The sequence below is a fragment of the Azospirillum doebereinerae genome (assembly GCF_003989665.1).
GTDB classification, from domain to species: domain Bacteria; phylum Pseudomonadota; class Alphaproteobacteria; order Azospirillales; family Azospirillaceae; genus Azospirillum; species Azospirillum doebereinerae.
The window spans coordinates 70829-90475 of record NZ_RZIJ01000007.1; the positions used below are offsets into that span (position 1 = coordinate 70829).

A 19647-nucleotide genomic window follows, 5' to 3' on the forward strand; every position below is an offset into this window, starting at 1 on the left:
TAACATTCATTCAGCCAAAATGTCCATCGATGAGAATCTGAATATTGAAGGAAACTGTTCCTGGACGAAATTCGCCATGCTTGAACTTGGCGCTTGGCATTTCTGGCGGGACCTTAAGATGTTGCGATGCAATAGAGATATTCCGGTGTTCAGTATATTCATTTCTGAATCGGACTAAACATGAAGGCTATATTACCACCTAATAGGGTTATGCCTGAAATCGAAGATGACATCTGTATTCGATGGCATGGCCTTTACATAAGCGGCTCTTGACGATGACTCTTTGTTAATATAGGGTTGAGTTCTTAATTCCTTAAATTGGCGTGCAGCGATCCGAGCGGAAACGCGACTTGGTGCTGTGAATGCTGTTCCGCATCCAGACCCATCGGCCTTCCGATAGCGTTAAGCGCCAACAATTGGGAGGGAACGCATGGAGGCCTTGTCCCGATGGGCGCTGGCCCTGGCTGCCATCCTGGCCGCCGGGTCCGCGCATGCCAACGACAGCGTCATGAAAAACCAGTCGGATCCGAACAACTGGGCGTCGCAGCTCGGCAACTACGCCGGCCAGCGCTACAGCCCGCTCAACCAGATCACCACGGACAACGTCAAGAATCTCCAGGTCGCCTGGACCTTCTCGACCGGCGTCCTGCGCGGTCACGAAGGGGGGCCGATCGTCATCGGGGACGTGATGTACATTCACACCCCGTTTCCGAACAAGGTTTTCGCGCTCGATCTGAAGAATCCGGGCCGCATTCTCTGGAAGTATGAATCGGTCCAGGATCCCAACGTCATTCCGATCATGTGCTGCGACACCGTCAACCGCGGCGTCGCCGTCGCGGACGGGAAGCTCTTCCTGGCGCAGGCGGACAACACGCTGGTCGCGCTGGACGCGGCCAGCGGGAAGGAGCTTTGGAAGGCCAAGAACGGCGACCACACCAAGGGCGAATCGCTGACCGCCGCGCCGCTGGTGGTGAAGGACAAGGTGTTCGTCGGCATCAGCGGCGGCGAGTTCGGGGTGCGCGGCCACCTGACCGCCTACGATACGACCAGCGGCAAGATGCTGTGGCGGGCCTTCTCGACCGGTCCCGACGCCGACGTCAAGATCGACCCGGCCAAGACCATGATGATGGGCAAGCCGCTCGGGCAGAAGGATCTGGGCGTCAGCACATGGCCGGGCGACGAATGGAAGCGCGGCGGCGGGACCACCTGGGGCTGGTACACCTACGATCCCGAGCTGAACCTGATCTATTACGGCACCGGCAATCCCGGTTCCTGGAACCCGACCCAGCGCGCGGTCGACAAGGATCGGAACAAGAGCGACAACAAATGGTCGATGACCATCTTCGCGCGCGACCCCGACACCGGCGACGCGAAATGGGTTTACCAGAAGACGCCCTTCGACGAATGGGACTTCGACGGCGTCAACGAGAACATCCTGGCCAACATCAACGTCAACGGCCAGCCCCGCAAGGTTCTGGTCAACTTCGACCGCAACGGCTTCGCCTACACCATCGACCGGGCGACGGGCGAGTTGCTGGTCGCCCAGAAATACGACCCGACCGTCAACTGGGCGAGCGAGGTCGACATGACAACCGGGCGGCCGAAGGTCGTCGACAAGTACAGCACCTTCGCCAACGGCGAGGACAAGAACTCGACGGCGGTCTGCCCGGCGGCGCTGGGCACCAAGGACCAGCAGCCGGCGTCCTTCTCGCCGGACACCGGGCTGTTCTACGTGCCGACCAACCACATCTGCATGGATTACGAGCCGTTCTCGGTGGCGTACACGGCGGGCCAGGCCTATGTCGGGTCGACCGTGTCGATGTACCCGACGCCGAACTCGCATGGCGGGATGGGCAACTTCATCGCGTGGGACGCGGCGGCGGGCAAGATCGTCTGGTCGCGGCCGGAGCGCTTCGCGGTGTGGAGCGGCGCGCTCACCACCAAGGGCGGCGTCGCCTATTACGGCACGCTGGAAGGCTACATCATCGCCGTCGACATGAAGGACGGGAAGGAGCTGTGGCGGTTCAAGACGCCGTCCGGCATCATCGGCAACATCAACACCTACACCCAGGGCGGCAAGCAGTACATCGCCGTGCTGTCGGGGGTCGGCGGCTGGGCCGGGATCGGTCTGGCGGCGGGGCTGACCCAGGAAAGCGGGGCGAACGCGTGGCACGAGGCCGTGCATCCCGGCCATCGGCCCGGCACGGTGGCGACCGCCGGCCTGGGCGCCGTCGGCGCCCACGCGTCGCTGGGCGAGTACACCCAGCTCGGCGGCGTGCTGACGGTCTTCCACGTTCCCGACCAGAAGTGAGACACGCGGGAGCCCCCGGCTTTTTGAAAGGCCGGGGGCTTTCGTTTCTTCCAGGGGGCTCCGGTCAAGGGGCTCCGGTCCGGCGAGGATCCCGATGACCACGAACACCAGACTTCGCGTGTTTCTTGCCCTGGTCCTGTCGGGCGCCCTGTCGGGCGCCGTGGCCATCGGACCGGTCGCGGCGGACGACGACGCCCCGGCCGGCCCGGACGGGGTGCCGACCTACATCGTCAGGGACGGGCAGGTGGACAAGGGCACCTACAACGGCTTCCGCCGCTTCCATTCCGTCTGCCACACCTGCCATGGCTTCGACGCCAGCGGGTCGTCCTTCGCGCCGCCGCTGGTGGATTCGCTGAAACGCCTGGATTACGACCAGTTCAAGGAGGTCGTGATCAACGGCCGCCAGAATCAGGGCGCCACCGGGGACAAGGTGATGCCGTCCTTCGGGCTGGATCCGAACGTCGTGATGCATCTGGACGACATCTACCGCTACCTCAAGGCCCGCGCCGACGGCGCGCTGCCCGGCGGGCGCCCGCAACGGCTGGGCGGTTGAGGGGGGAGGCGTCATGACGGTTTTCCTCCGGTTGCGGAGCTCGGCCGCCGTGGCCTTCGTCGCGCTGGCCGTCACCCTGTCCGTCCATCCGGCGACCGCCATCGAGGCCGCCATCGGAGTCGATGGCCGCGAGGCCGTGCGGATCTGCGCGGACGCCAATCTGCTGCCCTTCTCCAACGACCGGCTGGAGGGGTTCGAGAACGAGATCGCCCGCCTGATCGGCGAGGATCTCCAACGGCCGGTGGTCTATTTCTGGTGGCCGCAGACCATCGGGTTCGTGCGGAACACGCTCCGCGCCCGGCAGTGCGATCTGGTCATGGGCACGGCCTCGGGCGAAGAGCAGATGCAGAACACCAACCCCTATTACCGGACCGTCTACGCCCTGGTCTACCGGACCGCGTCAGGAATCCGGGCCGAAAGCTTGGCGGATCCGTCGTTGAGGGAAGCCCGCATCGGCATCGTCGAGCGGACGCCGGCCGCCACCCTCATGCGCCGCTACGGCCTCACCAAGACCGAGCCCTACCAGCTCAACACCGACACGCGCGCGAACAACCCGGCCAAGGACGCCATCGACGACGTGGCGAGCGGGCGGACCGACGCGGCGGTGATCTGGGGGCCGATCGCCGGCTATCACGCGGCCCGGCGGGCGGAACCGCTGACCGTCGTTCCCCTGGTGAAGGAGGCGGCGGTGTCCCACCTGCAATTCGACATCTCCATGGGCATTCGGGCCGACGAGCCGGAGTGGAAGCACTGGCTCAACGGCTTCATCGCGCGGCGGCAGGCCGACATCGACGGCATCCTGCTGCGCTACCACGTTCCGCTGGTCGCTCCCGACGGCACCCTCAAGACGGCGGCCAAGGAGCCGGCGGGGTCCCGGACGGCCAACTGACGGGGCGTCAGTCCAGATGAGCGGCGATGGCGCGGGCGAGACGGCCGAGCCGCTGCTCCAACCGCACCGGCTGGTCGCACATGGCGCTCTGGTAGCGCCGCCGTTCGTCGAGGATCCGCCGCTGCCACGCGATGTCGGCCGCCAGCGCCTCCGCCTCGGGAGAGGTCTGCGGAAGCTCCCGCAGGCGGGTCAGCCCTTCGTCGATGCGGTCGAGCAGGGCGTGCTGCTGGCGGGCGTAGCGCTGGATCGCGCCGATGGTCTCGCCGCGCTCGCGGTTGAGCGCGTCGAACACGGCGGCGAACAGGACAGTGAGGACCTCGTTGCGCTGGGCGCTCAGCGTGTCGGCAAAACGGCCGATGGCCGCCTCGGTCCGGTCTTCGTCGGCCGAACGGTCGAGCGCCTGCTTCAGAACGGGCTCCAGGCCGGGAACGTCCCGCCACGCGCCCTCCTTCCCCTCGACCGGGTCGCCGGCCCAGATCTGGCCGGGGGACAAGGTCGGCACCAAAATCTGGACGCAGGGCCAATCCGGGTCGCGCCCGGCCGCCGTGGCGGCGGGCGGCGCGGCCAGCGCCCATGTCAGGCAGGTCAGGCCGAGAAGGGGCAGGGTCAGTCGGGGGGACATGCTGTGAGAGTGGCGAAGAACCGGCGTCCTTGGCTAGTTTCTCTTTCGGGTGGGAGGCGGAACCGATGAGGGGATGGGCGCTTGCCGCGGCGCTGGCGGTTTTTCTTTTCGCGGTTTCCGCCGCGTCGGCCGAGCCGCCGGCGCGGCTGCTGCTGTTCGACCTGGAAATCCTCGACACCAGCGGCGAGGGCGCGCATCCCGACCACGCCGGGCGGCTGGAGCGGATGACCGGCGTGCTGCGCGACGGCTTGGCGGCGTCGGGCCGCTACGCGGTGACGCTGGCCCGCGACTCCGCCATCGCCGCCGCGCTGCCCGCGTCGGTGCGCTCCTGCAACGGCTGCGAGGTCGATCTGGGGCGGAGGGAGGGCGCCGGGATCGTGGCGACGGGCGTCGTCCACAAGACCAGCACCCTGATCCTCACCATGGAGATCGTGCTGCGCGGCACCGGCGACGGACAGCCCGTCGCCGTGGGCGTCGCGGACATCCGGGGCGACAACGAGCGGTCATGGCGGCACGGCGTCGAATGGCTGCTGCGTCACCGTCTTCTGGCCCCGCCGCCGTGATCGCGGGAGCGACCCTCCTTACTTCGGTTGCGGGGTGGTGGAGCCGCTGCCGCCCTGGGTGACGGAGCCGCCGTCCATCACGCCCTGCCGCTGCCCGGCCAGCGAGTTGTCCGGCAACGCGCCGGTCGGGGCGGAGGACGAGCCGGACGTGCCGGGGGACGCGCCCTGGTCTCCGGTCTGCGGGGTCTTGCCGCCGGTCATGGCGCCCTGCCGCTGCCCGGCCAGCGAGTTGTCCGGCAGCGTCCCGGTCGTCGAGGTGGAGCCCTGCGCGCCCGTCGTGCCGGAATTCATGGTGCCCCCGGTGGCGCCCCCCATGGTGCCGGAGGGCGACGACTGGGCCAGCGCCGGACCGGCCGCGACGAGCAGCCCGAAAGCCAGGGCGGACGCGAGGAATGCGTTGCGTTGAGTCCTCATGGGACGTTCCTCCAAATAGGGTGTTGGGAGGTTCGGCGTCTTGTTCGTGATGCGGACTGGCGCCGCCCGCGCGCGAAACCTCGATGGACGTTCAACAGGCGTCGGGGCCGTTGATCCCCATCCTGCGATCCCCGTCAGCCTCCGCCCTGTTCCGCCGGCCCGGCCCGGCGCGCCCAGAAGCCGCGTCCGGGGTCGTAGGCCAGGATCGCCCCGCCCAGGAACAGCGCCAGACAGCCCGCCACCACCAGCACCGCCGTCGCGTTCACGTCCAGGTACAGGGCGAAGCGGATCAGTTCGACCGCGTGGGTGAACGGGTTGAGTTCGGCGACCCACGCCAGGACCGGGCTGCCCTCGCGGATGCGCCAGATCGGGTAGAGGGCGGAGGAGGCGAAGAACATCGGGAAGATGACGAAGTTCATCACCCCGGCGAAGTTCTCCAACTGCTTGATGAAGGAGGAGAGCAGCAGGCCGAGCGCCCCCAGCATCAACCCGCCGAGCAGCAGCGCCGGCAGCGCCGCGACGTAGCCGAGCGGCGGCGGCCGCACGTCCCAGAACCACGCCACGGCGAGGAAGACATAGGCCTGGACGACCGACACCAGCACGCCGGCCAGCAGCTTGCAGACCAGCAGGTACCAGCGCGGCAGCGGGCTGACCAGCAGGGTCTTCATGCTGCCCATCTCCCGGTCGTAGACCATGGACAGCGAACTCTGCATGCCGTTGAAGAGCTGGATCATGCCGATCAGCCCCGGCACGACGTACTCCTCGTAGAGGATGTAGGTCTCGTAGGGCGGGATGATCGACAGGCCGAGCACCGCGCGGAAGCCGACCGCGAAGATGCCGAGCCAGACCAGCGGGCGCACCAGCGCCGCGAAGAAGCGCTCGCGCTGGTGCACGAAGCGCAGCCCCTCGCGCACCACGATGGCGCGCAGGCAGCGGCCCCAGATCGGCGCGGTCATCATGGAGCCCCCCCGCGCGGCGCCGCCGCGGCCGTCAGCCGGCCGAACGCCTCCCCCAGGGACACGCCGTCGGCTTCGGCGCGCAGTTCCGCCACAGGCCCGGCGGCGAGCACCCGTCCACGGTGCAGCACCACGACCCCGTCGTCGGCCCACGCCTCGTCGATCAGATGCGTCGCCCACAGCACGGCGAGCCCGCGTTCCCGGCAGAGCGCGTGCACATGGTCGAGAACCTGTCGGCGCAGCTCGATGTCCAGTCCCACGGTCGGCTCGTCGAGCAGCAGCAGGTCCGGGCGGTGCAGCAGGGCACGGGCGATCTCCACCCGCCGCCGCTGCCCGCCGGACAGGCTGCGCACCCGCTCGTCCGCGCGGTCGGCGAGACCGATGCGGGTCAACTCCTCGCGGGTGCTTTCGGTGATCCGTTTCGAGGACAGACCGTGCAGCCCGCCGTGGTAGCGCAGGTTCTGCAGGACGGTGAGGTCGGGGTCGAGGGTCGGCTGCTGGAACACCACGCCGATCCGCGCCAGCGCCCGCGCGGGATGCCGGCGCATGTCGACTCCGAACACGCGGATGCCGCCCGTCTGGTTGTTGTAAAGCCGGGTGATCAGCGAGAACAGCGTGGTCTTTCCCGCGCCGTTCAGCCCCAGCAGAGCGACGAAGCGCCCGGCCGGAATGGCGAAGGACACGCCGTCCAGCGCCTTGCGCTCCCCGAAGCGGTGGCTCAACCCCTCAACCTCCAGGACCGGAACCTCCGCCGGAACCGCCATCCCCGCGCCGCCGTCCGTCACGGCTTGACGATCACGCCCCACGGCGCGCCACCCACCGCCACCGACTTGATGACCCGGCCGCGCTCCATGTCCAGCACCGACACGTCGTTGCTGACTCCGTTCGTCGTGTAGAGGCGCTTCTCGTCCGGCGACAGCGCCAGATTCCAGACGCGCTGGCCGACGAGGTGGTAGCGCTTGACCTCGTAGGTCTCGGCGTCGATCTCGGCCACCCGGTTGGCCGGGCCGAGCGCCACGAAGGCCCGTTTGCCGTCGCGCGTCATCTGGATGCCGACCGCCTGGATCGATTCGCGCGGGACACCCTGGACGGCGAAGCGGATCTTGTGGACGACCTTCCGGGTGCCGAGGTCGATGACGCTGACCGTCCCGCCGATCTCGGCCGACACCCAGACGAAGCGCCCGTCGGCGGTGAAGCGCGCCACGCGCGGGCGGGCGTCCACCAGCACGTTGTCGGTGATCGTGTGCGAGGCGGTGTCGATGAAATGCGCCATGTTCGTGGTTTCGGAGGTGTTCACCAGGATCTTGCCGTCCGGGCTGATGCCCATGCCCTCCGGCTCGACGCCGACCTGGATTTCCCCAATGATCTTCTTGGCGGCGGTGTCCACCACCGACACCTTGTTGTCGTCCTCGTTGGCGACGTAGAGCAGGCGGCCCTGCGGCTCCAGCACGAACAGCTCCGGGTCGGGGCCGGAAGGCAGGCGGTCCACCACCTTCAGCGTCGCCACGTCGATCACGTCGACCCGGTTGTCGTCCCCCACGCAGACGTAGACGCGGGTCATGTCCTGGTTGAAGGTGATGCCGCGCGGGCGCCGCCCGACCTTGATGGTGGCCACCACCGCCAGCTTCTCCCCATCCACGACGGAGACGGTGTTGCTCTTTTCGTTGGACACGAACACGGTGTCGGCCCGCGCCGGTTCCGGGCCCGGCAGCGCGAGGGCGAACCCCAGCGCCGCCAGCGCGGCTCCCTTGACGATCGGCATGTGCACATCCTCCCTTCGGTGTCCGGCGCGGTTATCCGCGTCCGCTGCATTTGGTCTCCGGCTGGTCGTCGCCCAGCGTGTCGAGCTCCGAGAACTGGTGCAGGAATCCGGGTTGCGGCGACACCGACACCAGCGTGCGCGGCCCGGCGAGCAGCACGGGCTGGCGCAGCTGGCCGTCCCACGGGCGGAAGCTCAACCCCTGTCCCTTGAACGCCGGCAGGGTGAAGTCCGGCCCACGGATGTAGGCCGCCAGCACCGCCGGATCGGCCGAGTTGGTGCGCGTCGCCGCCTCGCCCACCGCGCGGACGGCGATCCAGGCCGCGTAGTCGCGGGGGCGCATCCAGCGTCCGGCCTGCCGCTCGAAACGGCTGTGCAGTTGCGTGGCCCCCCATTGCTCGTGCACCCGCGACCACGCGGTCGGCACCAGCCCGTGGGTGCCGACCACCGGCCGGGGCAGCCAGGTGCGGTAGGCGAGATACTCGCCGAACGCGTCCGCCTCGTCGGCGACCACCACCACGTCGTGGTCGCGTCCCTGGGTGAAGACGGGGATTTCCGACTGAAGGGTGACGTGGCCGGTGTCCACCCGGCGGTTGGCGTCCTCGAAGCTCCAGATCTTCTCCTCGACGATGCGGGCGCCATAGCGTTTGGCGGCGCGGCGCAAGGCCTCGGCGAAGGCGGCGTCCTCCGGCGCGCGGCCGACCACCAGCATCCAGTTCGACCAGCGCCGCAGCGCCAGATACTGCGCCAGCGCGTCGGCCAGCATCCGCCGGCTGGGCGCCGTGTGCAGCAGGTTGGCGCGGCAAAGTTCGTTGCGCAGTTCGTCGTCGGGCGCGCGGGCGTTGAGGATCAGCATCGCGCGCGCGTCGGGAAGCGCGGCGGCGGCCAGCAGGGCGTCGGCCCGCAGATCGGCGACGAGCAACCGGATGCCCTGGGCGGCGAGGCCGCGCACCGCCCCCTCGACGCCTTCGCCCTCCGGGACCGTCGCCTCCACCAGTTCGAAGCGCTGGTTGAGGAAGCGCCCGGTCGTGTCGTTGTCGACGACGGCGAGGCGCGCGCCCTGCACCCCTTCGTCCTCCACCACCGGTTCGAGGAAGGTGAGGGGAATCCTCGGTTCCTCCGCACGGGTCAGGTAGCCGATGCGGATCGTCAGCGGGTCGGCGGCCCCGGCGCCCCCCCAGGCGGAACCGGCGAGCAGAAGCGCGCAGGCGACGGCCAGCCGGCGAAGCGCCGTCATGCCACGCCCTCCAGTGCCGCCGCGTGCTCGCGCCGCAACGCCGACCGGAAGGCGTCGATCCGGTCCTCGTCGGCCCTGTCCTCGTCGCTCAACGCCACCGGGAGGTCGAGCAGCAGCCGGGTGGGCGGCCGCGACAGGAACAGGAGGCGGTCGGCCAGCGTGATCGCCTCGCGCAAATCATGAGTGACGAACAGCACCGTGGTCGGGTGGGCGCGCAGGATGCGGGTCAGCAGGCGTCGCAACGGCCGGGCGGTCGCGTCGTCGAGCGAGGCGAAGGCCTCGTCCATCAGCAGCAGGCCCGGCTCGACCGCGAAGGCCCGCGCCAGCGCCGCGCGGCGGCTCATGCCGACCGACAGGCGCGGCGGGTACACGGCGCCTTGCCCGTCCAGGCCGACCTCGCGCAGCCATCGGGCGACCCGCTCGTCCCGGTCCGGCCGGCCGTGCAGGACGAGGGCGAGGTTCTCGGCGACCGTGCGCCACGGCAGCAGGAGCGGATTCTGGAACACGTATCCCAGCACCGGCTCAGGGCCGCCCTCCTCCGTTCCCGGCAGGAGGACGCTCCCCTGGAAGTCCCGGTCGAGCCCGGCGACGATGTTCAGCAGCGTGGTCTTGCCGCAGCCCGACGGCCCGAGGATCGCGTGGAAGCGGCCCGCCGGCAGGGTGAGCCGGAAGTCTTCGAACACGCGGCGCGCCGCCGCTTTTCCCTGGCCGGGAAACCGCTTGGACCGGATGTCGACCGACAGGGGGCCGGAACCGGTTCCGGCTGGCCGACCCAGGGGTGCCGCGCCTTTGGTTTCTGAAAGGCATTCGATCATCGGGCGATCATCCGCCACTGCGACGCCGTTCCTTTTGCGACGCCTTTGCAACTATGGCATCGCAGCGGTACCCGCGCCACGTCCCGAACGGATGATCGCCGTTCCGATGCTCTTACGCAGCCTGTGCGCCCTTGCTCTTGGCCACATGGGCCGCGATGGCGTCCATCAGGGGCGGCGACAGGCAGTCGTAAGGCTCCAGCCCCAACTCCCGCAGGCGCGCGCGGACGGCCGGCATGTTTTCAGGGGGAGCGCCGGATTCGATGATCGAGGAGACGAACGCGGCGAATTCCGGCGCGCTCCACCCGCTCTTGTCCGACAGCTCGGTGTGGACGAAGTCGAGGCCGTGGAAGGGATGGTTCCTGTTCTCGATCCGGCCGTACATGTGGACGCCGCACTCGCGGCAGGCGTGGCGCTGGATGGTCGCCGAGGGGTCCACGACCTGAAGCTTGTCGGCGTTCGCCGTGACCTCGAGCTTGTCCCTTGGGACGACGGCCACCATGGAAAACAGCGAGCCGGCCGGCTTCCAGCATTTCGTGCAGCCGCACACATGGTTGTGCGCGGTGTTGCTCTTGATCGAAACCTCGACCGGGTTCTGCGTGCACTTGCAGTGCAGCCGGCCACCGGCAAAATTCGCGTCTCCCGGTTTGACGCCGTCGTCAACGGCCGGGTGGATCTTGATCCCGATGGTGTTCGCCATGTCGTTTCCTCCAATTTGCAAGATTTTGGCGGCGTGCACGCGTCATCAATCATGCCCTTCGGTGCGGGGTGTCCGGGGGAGCTTGGCGGCTCCCCGGCGGAACGAGGCTGCCGGGCTGGTCCGCAATGGTGGACGGCGCGGAGAAGCGGCTTCAGGGTGAGCCATCCGGGTCAGGCTTTCCAGGGAGCGTCAGGCGCTTCGCATGGGGCAGAGGGGGGACGTTCAGCCCAATCGGGCGTGGCTGCGAACCCGGTGTCCACACGCGAAAGGTCGTCCAGGGATCGCCGGACGATCGGAACCAGCCCGGCGACGAAGCCGCCGGGGAGGCCGAACACCTGGCGGAAGCGGTCGGCTTCGTAACCGCCCTCGCGGACGAGCCGGTCGGTCGGAACGTACAGGCTGGGACCCGCGAGATAGCCGGTCGCGATCCACCCCTCGGGCAGCAGCGGTTGGAGGATGGGCGACCATTCGCCGACCATCTCCCCCGTCATGGCGACCACGCCGCAGGTCTCCCCGAAATCCAGGCGCACGAAATCCAGGGCGATGTCCGGGCATCCGCCCGCGCCGTCCCCGACGAAGACGCGAGGGGAGCGGGCGCTGCGATGGGTCACGGCCGCGCCGCCGTTCACCGCCCCGGCGGCGCCGGCACAGGCCAGGGCGACCTGCGACAGCGCCTCGCCCCAGGCCCGGTAGCTTTCCAGCGTGAACGACGGCAGGACCGGGTTGAACGGCAGCATCTGCCCGACGAGGTCGCGCAGGGAGCGCGGGGCCGCGAAGGGAATGTCGGGAATGGCCGAACCGGCAAGGCCCGGAAGATACAGCACGGCGCACGCCTCTCCGAAGACGGCGCGCAGGCGGTTCCGCACCAGTCCGGGAAAATCGGCCGAGACGTGGTCCGGACGGGGATAGCGGTTGGCGTGGCAGGGGAAGGACCAGATCACCGCCCGCACGGCCGAGGCCGCGTCGCGCAGGACGATGCAGCGCAGCGTCGGATCGACCGTTCCGTCGCGGTGCGGGGCCATCGCGATCACCTTGCCGAAGCGCAGCCGCCTTTCGTGGCGCAGAGCCGAATAGTCGAGAACCCAGGCGGGGCGGCGGCGGTTGACGTTGAAGGGCGCGTGCCGCCGGGCATGGCCCACGGACAGCGCCGGCCCCGGCCGCGCGATCAGGCGCCGCACGGCCTCGCCGATCCGTTGGACGACCATGTCGCCATAGGCGGGATCGTAGGGACCGAGCCGGGGGATCTCCGGGGCCAGGGACGGCGCGTTGTGGGTGTGGGTCGCCACCAGGACCAGCCGCCGCGCCGGGATCCCGGCGGCCTCGGCAATGGCCGTGCGGACCGACGGGCCGACGAAGAGCGTGTCCACGCTTCCCAGCACCACGGGTTGCCCGTCGCGGTCGGCGAAGGCCGCGAGATTCGCTTCGAGCGGCGTGTCGATCCGGGTGAAGTCTCCCCGCCGGGCGGTGAAGCCGGCGAGGGGGGCGGGGTGGGACGGCGTGATGCCGACCGTGAGGACTCCGGCGCGCATGCCCCGGCCTCACCGCGTCGGGCTGGGCTGGGGGGCGGTCCGGGCGCCGGCCGGCTCCGCCCGCGCCCGGATGCGCCGGATGGCGACCGCGTTGAGCGTGAACAGGCCGACGTTGGCGACGACCTGGGCCAGGGTCAGCCCGGCGACGCAGCCCAGCGCCGACAACTCCAGCCGCCACGCGGCGGCGAGCGCGCCGGTGACGAGGAGCAGCCGCGCGGCCTCCCAGCCGGCCATCCAGTGGTTCAAACGGTAGATGTGCAGGCTTTCCGTGCCGTGCGCCCCGAGGCCGACGACGTGGGACAGCAGGATGACCCCGGCGAACGTCCCGGCCTGCTCCCAGTTCGCCCCGAAGACCAGTCCGAACAGTTCGCCGCCGAACCAGACCAGGACCAGCCCCGGCGTCATCAGCGCGAACAGCCCGGCGTTGAGGCACAGGAACAATTGCCACAGCCGCTTGGGATCCTCGGTCTGAAGCCGCGCCGCGTTGCCCCAGAAGACGTGGTTCACCGCCTGCCCGACCAGCGAGGCGGGTTGCCAGAGCACGCGCTGGGCCAGCGACCACTGCCCCGTCACGGCCAGCCCGTAGAGCGACGGCAGGACGAGGCTGGGGATCTGGCTGCTCACCGCGCTGACCATGCTCGACGGGGTCGAGATCAGGGGGAACCGGTAATACTCCACCGCCAGACGCCGCAGCCGGTCCAGGGTGACGCCGCGAAAGCCGGGCAGGACGTCCCGGCGGAACGACCACAGGCCGCGCAGGAAGCCCAGCGCGTAGCCGGCGGCGTAGCCGAGCAGCAGGCTGGACGCGTGGGGATGGAGCAGCCCGAAGGCGGTCTGGCAGCCCGCGACCCCCAGCAGCGTGACGAAGCGCACCCCGGCCACCTGCGCGAAGGCGCGGTGGCGCACCAGCCAGCTCAGCGCCGTCTCATGCAGGCCGGTGACCGTCAGGGCCGCCGCCAGCAGCCAGACGTCGGCGGCGGACACGTCCATCCAGCCCGCCAGCACCGGTTGGGCCAGGGTGCCCAGCAGGGTGAGCGTGGGGACCGAGACGGCGACCACCGCCAGGCAGAGAACCAGGAGTTCGCGGGCGACGGCGTCCTGCTGCGGCAGCGGCAGGGCCATGTTGAGGCGCAGCACGACTAGCGGCAGCAGGATGTTCACCAGCGCGTTCAGGAGCGCGAAGTGGCCGAGGGATTCCGGGCTGTAGAGCCGGGTCAGCAGCGGAGCCGCCATGAAGGCGAGCAACTGTCCCAGCCCGACCGCCCCCGAGATGCTGATCACGTCGGCGACGGCGTGTCCGATGAACGCCCCGTTGCGCCGGACGATGCCGCGCACCCGCGCCGTCCGGTCCGTCTCTCTGTTCACCTGCCGCATCATGCTTCCTTCGGCCCGCGCCCGCCGCCCCATGGAACCTCAGTCGCCCCCATAGGCGTGGACTTAGCCCCTCTCCCCTTGCGGGAGAGGGGTTGGGGTGAGGGGTCGCAAATCGTCTTTCGCCTGCGGCGAATACCCCTCATCCCAACCCTTCTCCCACAAGGGGAGAAGGGCCAAGTCCGCGCACATGAACAGCTTCCTAACCGCCTCGGCGGCCCGTCGGGTGGAGCGTGTCGAGGACGCGGTCGCACACCCAGGCCGCCTCCTCCACGGTGATCTCGCCGCAGATGGGCAGGCTGAGGACGCGCGCGGCGGCCCGTTCCGCGTTCGGCAGGCGTTCGTACCCGTGCCGCCCTCGGAAGGCCGGCTGGAGATGGAGGGGGATGGGGTAATGCACCCCCGTCTCCACCCCCGACGCCGCCAGCCTGGCCACCACCGCCGGGCGGTCGTCCACTTCGATCACGTACAGGTGATGGACCGGGTCGGCACCGGCCGGCGGGACGATGGTCTTGATGCCGGCGGGCCGCAGCCGCGCGTCGTAGTAGCGGGCGATGCGGCGGCGGCGTTCGGTCCATTCCGCCAGATGGGGCAGCTTCACGGTCAGCAGCGCCGCCTGCAAGCCGTCGAGCCTTTGGTTGTGGCCGATCCGGTCGTGTTCGTATTTCGACAGGCGCCCGTGGTCCGCGAGCTTGACGACGCTCTCCGCCAGATCCGGATCCGAGGTGGTCACCATGCCGGCGTCCCCCAGCGCTCCCAGATTCTTGCCGGGGAAGAAACTGAACCCGCCGGCCGTGCCGAGGGTGCCGACCGTCCGCCCGTGGTAGGTGGCGAGATGCGCCTGCGCGCAGTCCTCGATCACCACCAGCCGGTGGTCGGCGGCGATGGCCAGGATGGCGCCCATGTCGGCCGGGGTGCCGTAGAGATGCACCGGAACGACCGCGCGCGTGCGGGGGGTCAGCCGCCGCAGCAGGTCTTCGGGATCCAGCGTGTAGCTGTCCGGATCGATGTCGCAGAACACCGGGGTGGCGCCGACGTGGCAGACCGCCTCGCCCGTGGCGATGAAGGTGAGCGACGGGACGATCACCTCGTCGCCGGGGCCGATGCCGGCCGCCTCCAGGGCGAGCGACAGGGCGGCCGTGCCGTTCGCGCAGCCGACGGCGTGCGGAACGCCGAGGGCCTTCGCGAAGGCCGCCTCGAAGGCGGCGACGTGCGGTCCCTTGATGAAGGCCCGGTCGTCCAGCACCGCCTCGAAGGCGGCGACCAGTTCGGGGCGCAAACGCTCGATCTGCCGCGCGAGGTTCACGAAGGGGACGCGCTGGAGGGTGGTCGCGCCGCTCATGCCGCCGGCACTCCCACCAGCCGGCGGACCGGCGGCAGCAGGACGGGCGGCGCAACGGGCCGCTCCAGCCCCAGCCGCGAGATGCGGGGCCGGAAGCGCAGCCGGACCTCCTGTTCCTGCGCGATGGATTCGTAGATCGCCGACAGCAGGACCAGCGATTTGTAGCCCTCCAGCCCATCCACCAGGGCGCGGCCGCCGTGCTGGATGCTGTCCACCACGTTGTTCAGGTAATGCTTGTGCCCGAAGCCGTAGACGTCCGGTGGCGTCTCGCGGCATTCGCGCAGGACGGCCTCGTCCTCCGGCCCCTGGTCCACGAAGTTCCAGGTCTTCATCTCGTTCACGGCGAAGCCGCCGATCTCCACGGTGCCGCGTTCGCCCAGGATGGAGATGGAACCCTCCAGGTCCTTCGGCCGGACCGCCGTCGTGGCCTCGACCACGCCGATGGCGCCGCTGGCGAACGTGATGAGGGCGACGCCGGTGTCCTCCGCCTCAATGTCGACCAGCGCGGTGCGCGCCTTGGCGAAGACGGTGTCGGGCTCGCCGAGCAGCCATTCCAGCAGGTCGACGTGGTGACTCGCCTGGTTGGCGAAGACGCCGCCGTCCATCGCCAGGGTGCCGCGCCACGGATCCTGGTCGTAATAGGCCTGCGGCCGCGACCAGCGGACCCGCACCGTGCCCATGACGATCTTGCCGAACCGGCCGGCCGCGACGGCTTGGCGCAGGCGGACGACCGGCAGGTTGCAGCGGTTCTGCTTGACGACGAACAGCTTCACGTTCGCGGAATCGCAGGCGCGGATCATCGCCTCGGCGTCGGGCAGCGTCAGCGCCATCGGCTTCTCGACGACGACGTGCTTGCCGTAGCGGGCGAGGTCGATGGTGTGGCGCGCGTGGTTGCCGCTTTCCGTCAGGACGCTGACGACGTCGATCCGGTCGCCCATCGCCTCCATCATGGCGTGGTAGTCGGCGTAGCCCGGAACCCCGTATTCCCGCGTGAAGTTGCGGAGGCGGTCGTCCTTGACCTCCGCCACGGCCGCCAGGGTGGCGCCCTTGATCTGCCCGCCGGCTAGAAGGTCTGCGTGCCGCTTGGCAATGCGTCCGCATCCGACCAGTGCAAATGCCGTCATCCGCCGTCCTCCGATCGCGTTACGAGGTGATGTTACGATGTTTTGTTTTTTGGAAAACATAAGAAGTTGGCGTAGAGAATGGAAAAGAAGGGGTGCCGAAAGAGAAAGAAGGGATTGGAGGGACGGGGCCGCCGAAGGGGGAACATCCGTCCTTGTCCGCTTCCGGCGGGGAGCCGCCGCCGGATCTCCCCAACCGGTCACCGCGCAGGGTGATTCTGTGGCGTGACGGCAACAGGCGGCCGAAATGATGCAAGATGCTTAAAATTATCCCCAAACATGTCCGACTTTCGCCTCGACGACTTGTCATATGTTCACGAACAGAACAGGGCGCCTGGTGCCGTCCGGTTTCGACAATTTAGACAGTCGAGGCCATGGCAATCTCAGGTTTCTGTTTAATCATGGAAGAGGACTCCACAGAGGTTGCACCTCCTGTTCTTTTACATGATTCAAGGGATCCCGACACATTGGGGATCGATCCGGATGAGAATCAAGGTCGATCTTCAGTGCTGGCGGTATGTACTTGGCGATGGATGGCAATCTCGTTCGAGCCTTGGAGCGGATGCACCCAACGGTGCTCTGTCCGCACCACTTCCTACGGCGTCCCACGGGACCCCTGACGGGCCGCTCCGGCGTGCCCGAAGGCTCGTTCTCTTGCCTTGCCATGTGGCACACAACAGAAGTGACTGAATTTATGGCTGATCTTTACGTCTCGACCACCGGTTCGGATTCCAACTCCGGGACCGCCGGCTCCCCCTTCAAGACCATTCTGAAGGCCTCTCAGGCCGCCGGCGCCGGCACCACGGTGCATGTCGCGTCGGGCACCTACAGCGGCGGCTTCCAAACTTCGGCCAGCGGCACCGCCGATGCGCCGATCCGCTACGTCTCGGATGTGAAGTGGGGCGCCAAGATCGTGCCGCCGTCCTCGGGCGGCGACTACGAGGCGTGGGACAACCGGGGTTCCAACGTCGTCATCGACGGCTTCGAGATCGACGGCAGCGTGGCCGGGGGCGGTAAGCCCTGGCTGTTCGGCCTGTACACCGCCGGGTCGAACTCGGTGGTGCAGAACATGAAGGTGCACGACATCGCCACCACGTCGGCGGCGATGAGTGTGGCCAACACCGGCCAGGGCGGCGCCGGCATCATGGCCGACGGCTGGGCCGGCGGCACCAACATGAAGGTGATCGGCAACGAGGTCTACGACATCGGACCGGCCGGCCAGAGCAGCAGCCTGGTGCACGGCGTCTACATGTCGACCACCGGCGAGGTGAAGAACAACCTCATCCATCAGGTCGTCGGCGACGGCATCACCACCTGGCACGACGCGACCAACCTGACGATCATGAACAACACGGTGTTCCAGGCGAACGGCGCCGGCATCATGATCGGCGGCGGCGGCCAGTACCACGGCACGCCCTCGCACGATTACACGAAGGTGGCGAACAACATCATCTACGACAACGCCAAGGGCATCGAGGAGTACGGCACGCTCGGCACGCACAACACCTATTCGAACAATCTCGTCTACGGGAACGATTCGAACCTGTTGATGAAGAACGGGAAGGCCGCCAGCACCATCTCCGCCGATCCCAAGTTCATGAACTACGACAGCGACGGCGGCGGCAACTACCACCTGAGCGCCGGCTCGCCGGCGGTCAACGCCGGGACCTCCTCGGGCGCCCCGACGGTGGATCTGGACGGCAACGCCCGCCAGGGCGCCGTGGACGTCGGCGCCTACGAGTACGGGTCGACCTCCGCGACGACGCCGCCGGTCACGACGACCCCGGTGTCCACGAGCAGCGCGGCCAAGATCGTCGTCAACGCGCACGGCGTCGCGGCGGGCGGCAAGAACGCGCACTTCAACCTGCTGGTCGACGGCAAGAAGATCGGCGAGGCCACGGTCGGCACCAGCGCCAAGGACTTCGCCTTCACCGCCGACGTGTCGGCCGACCAGGCGCACAAGGTGCAGATCCAGTACGACAACGACGCCGTCGTGAAGGGGCAGGACCGCACCCTGATCGTCGACAAGGTGACCATCAACGGCTCCTCCGTCGCCCCCACCGCGTCGACCGTGACCTACGACAAGGGCGCGCTCGACGGCAAGGACGTGGCGGCCGGCCAGACCCACATGTGGTGGAACGGCACGCTGGTCGTCAACGCCAACAAGTCGCTCTTCGCCGGCACGGTGGCGGCCAAGGCGGCGTCGTTGTCGGTCGAGAGCGGCGACCTCGACGTCTACCAGCACGTCGTCGCGCAGGGGACGGGCGGCGTCTCGTCCTTCGCGGAGCCGGTCGCGTTGGCCGATCACGCGGCGGGCGCGGCGGATCTCCACGGCCTCGCCGCCATGCACTGGGTCGATCCGCTGCACCTCGACGCCGCCTGAGCGGCGACGATGGGCGGGTGAAACCGGCGGGCGTCTGGAAAGCGGTCTTTCCGGCGCCCGCCGGCCTGTCGGAGGACAGGGCGGGGATTGCGTCATAGCGCGCAATCCTCGACGGCCTCGAAGACGTGGTCGCGGTACCAGGCGTAGGTTCGGCGCACCCCGTCCGGCAGGTCGATCCGCGACCGGTAGCCGGTCGCCGCGATGGCCTTTCCCATGTCCGGGGCGCGGCGGTTGGGGGAGCCGGGGGTGTCCGGCAGCGGCTCGACCGGGTTGTCGCGCCCGACCGCGTCGAGGATGACCCTGGCCACCGCGCCGATCGGCAGTTCCGGCTCCTGCGTCCCGATGTTGAAGACCTCGCCGGCGCAGGCCGGCAACGCCGCCATGCGGGTCAGATACTCGACCGCGTCGTCGACGTAGCAGAAGGAGCGGCGGTGGCCGGCGCTGGCCACCCCCAGCGCCGCCCCGGCGGGCAGCCGGTGGGCCTTTTCCAGAAGCTGGGGCACGACGTGCGAGCGCCCCATGCGCGGCCCATAGACGTTGTGGAAACGGACGATGGTGAAGGGCACGCCGGAAAACCGGCACATCGCCTCGCCGTAGAGCTTCGAGAGCATGTAGGTGGTGCGCGGCTCGCTCAGGTCGCCGGCGGTCAACGGGGTGGTCTCCGGCGTCGGCACGGGAATGCCGAAGGCCTGGAGCGTGCCCGCGTAGATCTCGCTGGTGGACGCGAACAGGAAGCGGCCCAAATCCGTCTGCCGACGGGCCAGAGCCAGGGCGGTCTGCACCATGGCGACGTTGGCGGTCAGCACCTGATAGGGGCGGGACCGCACCTGGGCCACGCCGATGATCGCCGCCAGATGGACGATCAGGCCGTAATCCGTGTCCAGCCTCTCCGCAAGGGCGGGCTCGGTCAGGTCGGCCTCGATCGTCCGGACGTTCGGCCGGCGGGCCAGATCGCTCAAGGCGGCGTCGCGCACGCCGCGCGCGTGGTTGTCGAGCAGATCGACCGCGTGGCCCTGGTCGGCCAGCCGGCGGGCGAGGTGGTATCCGATGAAGCCGGCGGCGCCGGTCACGAGAATTTTGCGCAT

Annotated in this window: 18 protein-coding genes; 5 read left to right on the forward strand and 13 right to left on the reverse strand. The window is 68.8% G+C overall.

Annotated elements, in window-relative coordinates; translation table 11 throughout:
* The first annotated feature begins 430 nt into the window (after positions 1-430).
* From EJ913_RS10890 to EJ913_RS10900, 3 genes are all read left to right on the forward strand, one after another.
* Positions 431-2311 carry a methanol/ethanol family PQQ-dependent dehydrogenase gene (locus EJ913_RS10890; protein WP_126997664.1) on the forward strand — a complete coding sequence of 627 codons (1881 nt, stop codon included), beginning with the start codon at positions 431-433 and terminating at the stop codon, positions 2309-2311.
* A 94-nt stretch (positions 2312-2405) separates the two neighbouring features.
* Positions 2406-2864, forward strand: a complete 459-nt coding sequence (locus EJ913_RS10895; protein WP_126997666.1) for a c-type cytochrome — start codon at positions 2406-2408, stop codon at positions 2862-2864.
* Positions 2865-2877: 13 nt separating this feature from the next.
* Entirely contained in the window at positions 2878-3753 is an 876-nt protein-coding gene (locus EJ913_RS10900) for a quinoprotein dehydrogenase-associated putative ABC transporter substrate-binding protein (RefSeq protein ID WP_126997668.1), read from the forward strand.
* A gap of 7 nt (positions 3754-3760) precedes the next feature.
* Here EJ913_RS10900 and EJ913_RS10905 read toward each other — a convergent pair whose 3' ends face one another.
* Entirely contained in the window at positions 3761-4375 is a 615-nt protein-coding gene (locus EJ913_RS10905) for a hypothetical protein (protein WP_126997670.1), read from the reverse strand.
* Positions 4376-4440: 65 nt separating this feature from the next.
* Here EJ913_RS10905 and EJ913_RS10910 point away from each other — a divergent pair, with 65 nt between their 5' ends.
* Positions 4441-4938 (forward strand): DUF3280 domain-containing protein, encoded by a 498-nt coding sequence (locus EJ913_RS10910; RefSeq protein ID WP_126997672.1) that lies wholly within the window; start codon positions 4441-4443, stop codon positions 4936-4938.
* Positions 4939-4956: 18 nt separating this feature from the next.
* On the opposite strand, the gene EJ913_RS10915 is transcribed toward EJ913_RS10910, so the two are convergent.
* The 11 genes from EJ913_RS10915 to EJ913_RS10970 all read right to left on the reverse strand — a co-directional run bounded on the left by EJ913_RS10915 (position 4957) and on the right by EJ913_RS10970 (position 16182).
* Positions 4957-5352, reverse strand: a complete 396-nt coding sequence (locus tag EJ913_RS10915; protein WP_126997674.1) for a hypothetical protein — start codon at positions 5350-5352, stop codon at positions 4957-4959.
* 134 nt (positions 5353-5486) lie between these two features.
* Positions 5487-6308 (reverse strand): ABC transporter permease, encoded by an 822-nt coding sequence (locus EJ913_RS10920; RefSeq protein ID WP_126997942.1) that lies wholly within the window; start codon positions 6306-6308, stop codon positions 5487-5489.
* Entirely contained in the window at positions 6308-7093 is a 786-nt protein-coding gene (locus tag EJ913_RS10925) for an ABC transporter ATP-binding protein (protein ID WP_342353706.1), read from the reverse strand. The genes EJ913_RS10920 and EJ913_RS10925 overlap by 1 nt, the downstream gene beginning before the upstream one ends.
* Positions 7090-8070 (reverse strand): PQQ-dependent catabolism-associated beta-propeller protein, encoded by a 981-nt coding sequence (locus EJ913_RS10930; RefSeq protein ID WP_126997676.1) that lies wholly within the window; start codon positions 8068-8070, stop codon positions 7090-7092. The genes EJ913_RS10925 and EJ913_RS10930 overlap by 4 nt, the downstream gene beginning before the upstream one ends.
* Before the next feature lie 31 nt (positions 8071-8101).
* Complete coding sequence (locus EJ913_RS10935) at positions 8102-9304, reverse strand: ABC transporter substrate-binding protein (protein ID WP_126997678.1); 1203 nt, start codon at positions 9302-9304, stop codon at positions 8102-8104.
* Positions 9301-9987, reverse strand: coding sequence for an ABC transporter ATP-binding protein (locus tag EJ913_RS10940; protein WP_211098925.1), 687 nt, complete (start codon positions 9985-9987; stop codon positions 9301-9303). The genes EJ913_RS10935 and EJ913_RS10940 overlap by 4 nt, the downstream gene beginning before the upstream one ends.
* A 244-nt stretch (positions 9988-10231) precedes the next feature.
* Positions 10232-10816, reverse strand: coding sequence for an S-(hydroxymethyl)glutathione synthase (gfa, locus tag EJ913_RS10945; RefSeq protein WP_185909745.1), 585 nt, complete (start codon positions 10814-10816; stop codon positions 10232-10234).
* Positions 10817-10986: 170 nt separating this feature from the next.
* Positions 10987-12345 carry a hypothetical protein gene (locus EJ913_RS10950; RefSeq protein WP_126997680.1) on the reverse strand — a complete coding sequence of 453 codons (1359 nt, stop codon included), beginning with the start codon at positions 12343-12345 and terminating at the stop codon, positions 10987-10989.
* A gap of 9 nt (positions 12346-12354) precedes the next feature.
* Positions 12355-13710 carry a lipopolysaccharide biosynthesis protein gene (locus EJ913_RS10955; protein ID WP_185909746.1) on the reverse strand — a complete coding sequence of 452 codons (1356 nt, stop codon included), beginning with the start codon at positions 13708-13710 and terminating at the stop codon, positions 12355-12357.
* Positions 13711-13918: 208 nt separating this feature from the next.
* Entirely contained in the window at positions 13919-15058 is a 1140-nt protein-coding gene (locus EJ913_RS10965; protein ID WP_126997684.1) for a DegT/DnrJ/EryC1/StrS family aminotransferase, read from the reverse strand.
* Positions 15055-16182: a Gfo/Idh/MocA family protein gene (locus tag EJ913_RS10970; RefSeq protein ID WP_126997686.1), complete on the reverse strand. Its 1128-nt coding sequence runs from the start codon at positions 16180-16182 to the stop codon at positions 15055-15057. The genes EJ913_RS10965 and EJ913_RS10970 overlap by 4 nt, the downstream gene beginning before the upstream one ends.
* A 691-nt stretch (positions 16183-16873) precedes the next feature.
* On the opposite strand from EJ913_RS10970, the gene EJ913_RS33165 reads away from it, so the two are divergent.
* Positions 16874-18562 (forward strand): carbohydrate-binding domain-containing protein, encoded by a 1689-nt coding sequence (locus tag EJ913_RS33165; RefSeq protein WP_126997688.1) that lies wholly within the window; start codon positions 16874-16876, stop codon positions 18560-18562.
* 92 nt (positions 18563-18654) lie between these two features.
* On the opposite strand, the gene EJ913_RS10980 is transcribed toward EJ913_RS33165, so the two are convergent.
* Positions 18655-19647, reverse strand: a complete 993-nt coding sequence (locus tag EJ913_RS10980) for an NAD-dependent epimerase/dehydratase family protein (RefSeq protein ID WP_126997690.1) — start codon at positions 19645-19647, stop codon at positions 18655-18657.

Bases quoted from the DNA above. Each gene is read 5' to 3' on its own strand.
- EJ913_RS10890 (WP_126997664.1), top strand. From the start codon at position 431: ATGGAGGCCTTGTCCCGATGGGCGCTGGCCCTGGCTGCCATCCTGGCC.
- EJ913_RS10895 (WP_126997666.1), top strand. From the start codon at position 2,406: ATGACCACGAACACCAGACTTCGCGTGTTTCTTGCCCTGGTCCTGTCG.
- EJ913_RS10900 (WP_126997668.1), top strand. From the start codon at position 2,878: ATGACGGTTTTCCTCCGGTTGCGGAGCTCGGCCGCCGTGGCCTTCGTC.
- EJ913_RS10905 (WP_126997670.1), bottom strand. From the start codon at position 4,375: ATGTCCCCCCGACTGACCCTGCCCCTTCTCGGCCTGACCTGCCTGACA.
- EJ913_RS10910 (WP_126997672.1), top strand. From the start codon at position 4,441: ATGAGGGGATGGGCGCTTGCCGCGGCGCTGGCGGTTTTTCTTTTCGCG.
- EJ913_RS10915 (WP_126997674.1), bottom strand. From the start codon at position 5,352: ATGAGGACTCAACGCAACGCATTCCTCGCGTCCGCCCTGGCTTTCGGG.
- EJ913_RS10920 (WP_126997942.1), bottom strand. From the start codon at position 6,308: ATGACCGCGCCGATCTGGGGCCGCTGCCTGCGCGCCATCGTGGTGCGC.
- EJ913_RS10930 (WP_126997676.1), bottom strand. From the start codon at position 8,070: ATGCCGATCGTCAAGGGAGCCGCGCTGGCGGCGCTGGGGTTCGCCCTC.
- EJ913_RS10935 (WP_126997678.1), bottom strand. From the start codon at position 9,304: ATGACGGCGCTTCGCCGGCTGGCCGTCGCCTGCGCGCTTCTGCTCGCC.
- gfa (WP_185909745.1), bottom strand. From the start codon at position 10,816: ATGGCGAACACCATCGGGATCAAGATCCACCCGGCCGTTGACGACGGC.
- EJ913_RS10950 (WP_126997680.1), bottom strand. From the start codon at position 12,345: ATGCGCGCCGGAGTCCTCACGGTCGGCATCACGCCGTCCCACCCCGCC.
- EJ913_RS10965 (WP_126997684.1), bottom strand. From the start codon at position 15,058: ATGAGCGGCGCGACCACCCTCCAGCGCGTCCCCTTCGTGAACCTCGCG.
- EJ913_RS10970 (WP_126997686.1), bottom strand. From the start codon at position 16,182: ATGACGGCATTTGCACTGGTCGGATGCGGACGCATTGCCAAGCGGCAC.
- EJ913_RS33165 (WP_126997688.1), top strand. From the start codon at position 16,874: ATGGCTGATCTTTACGTCTCGACCACCGGTTCGGATTCCAACTCCGGG.
- EJ913_RS10980 (WP_126997690.1), bottom strand. From the start codon at position 19,647: ATGCGCAAAATTCTCGTGACCGGCGCCGCCGGCTTCATCGGATACCAC.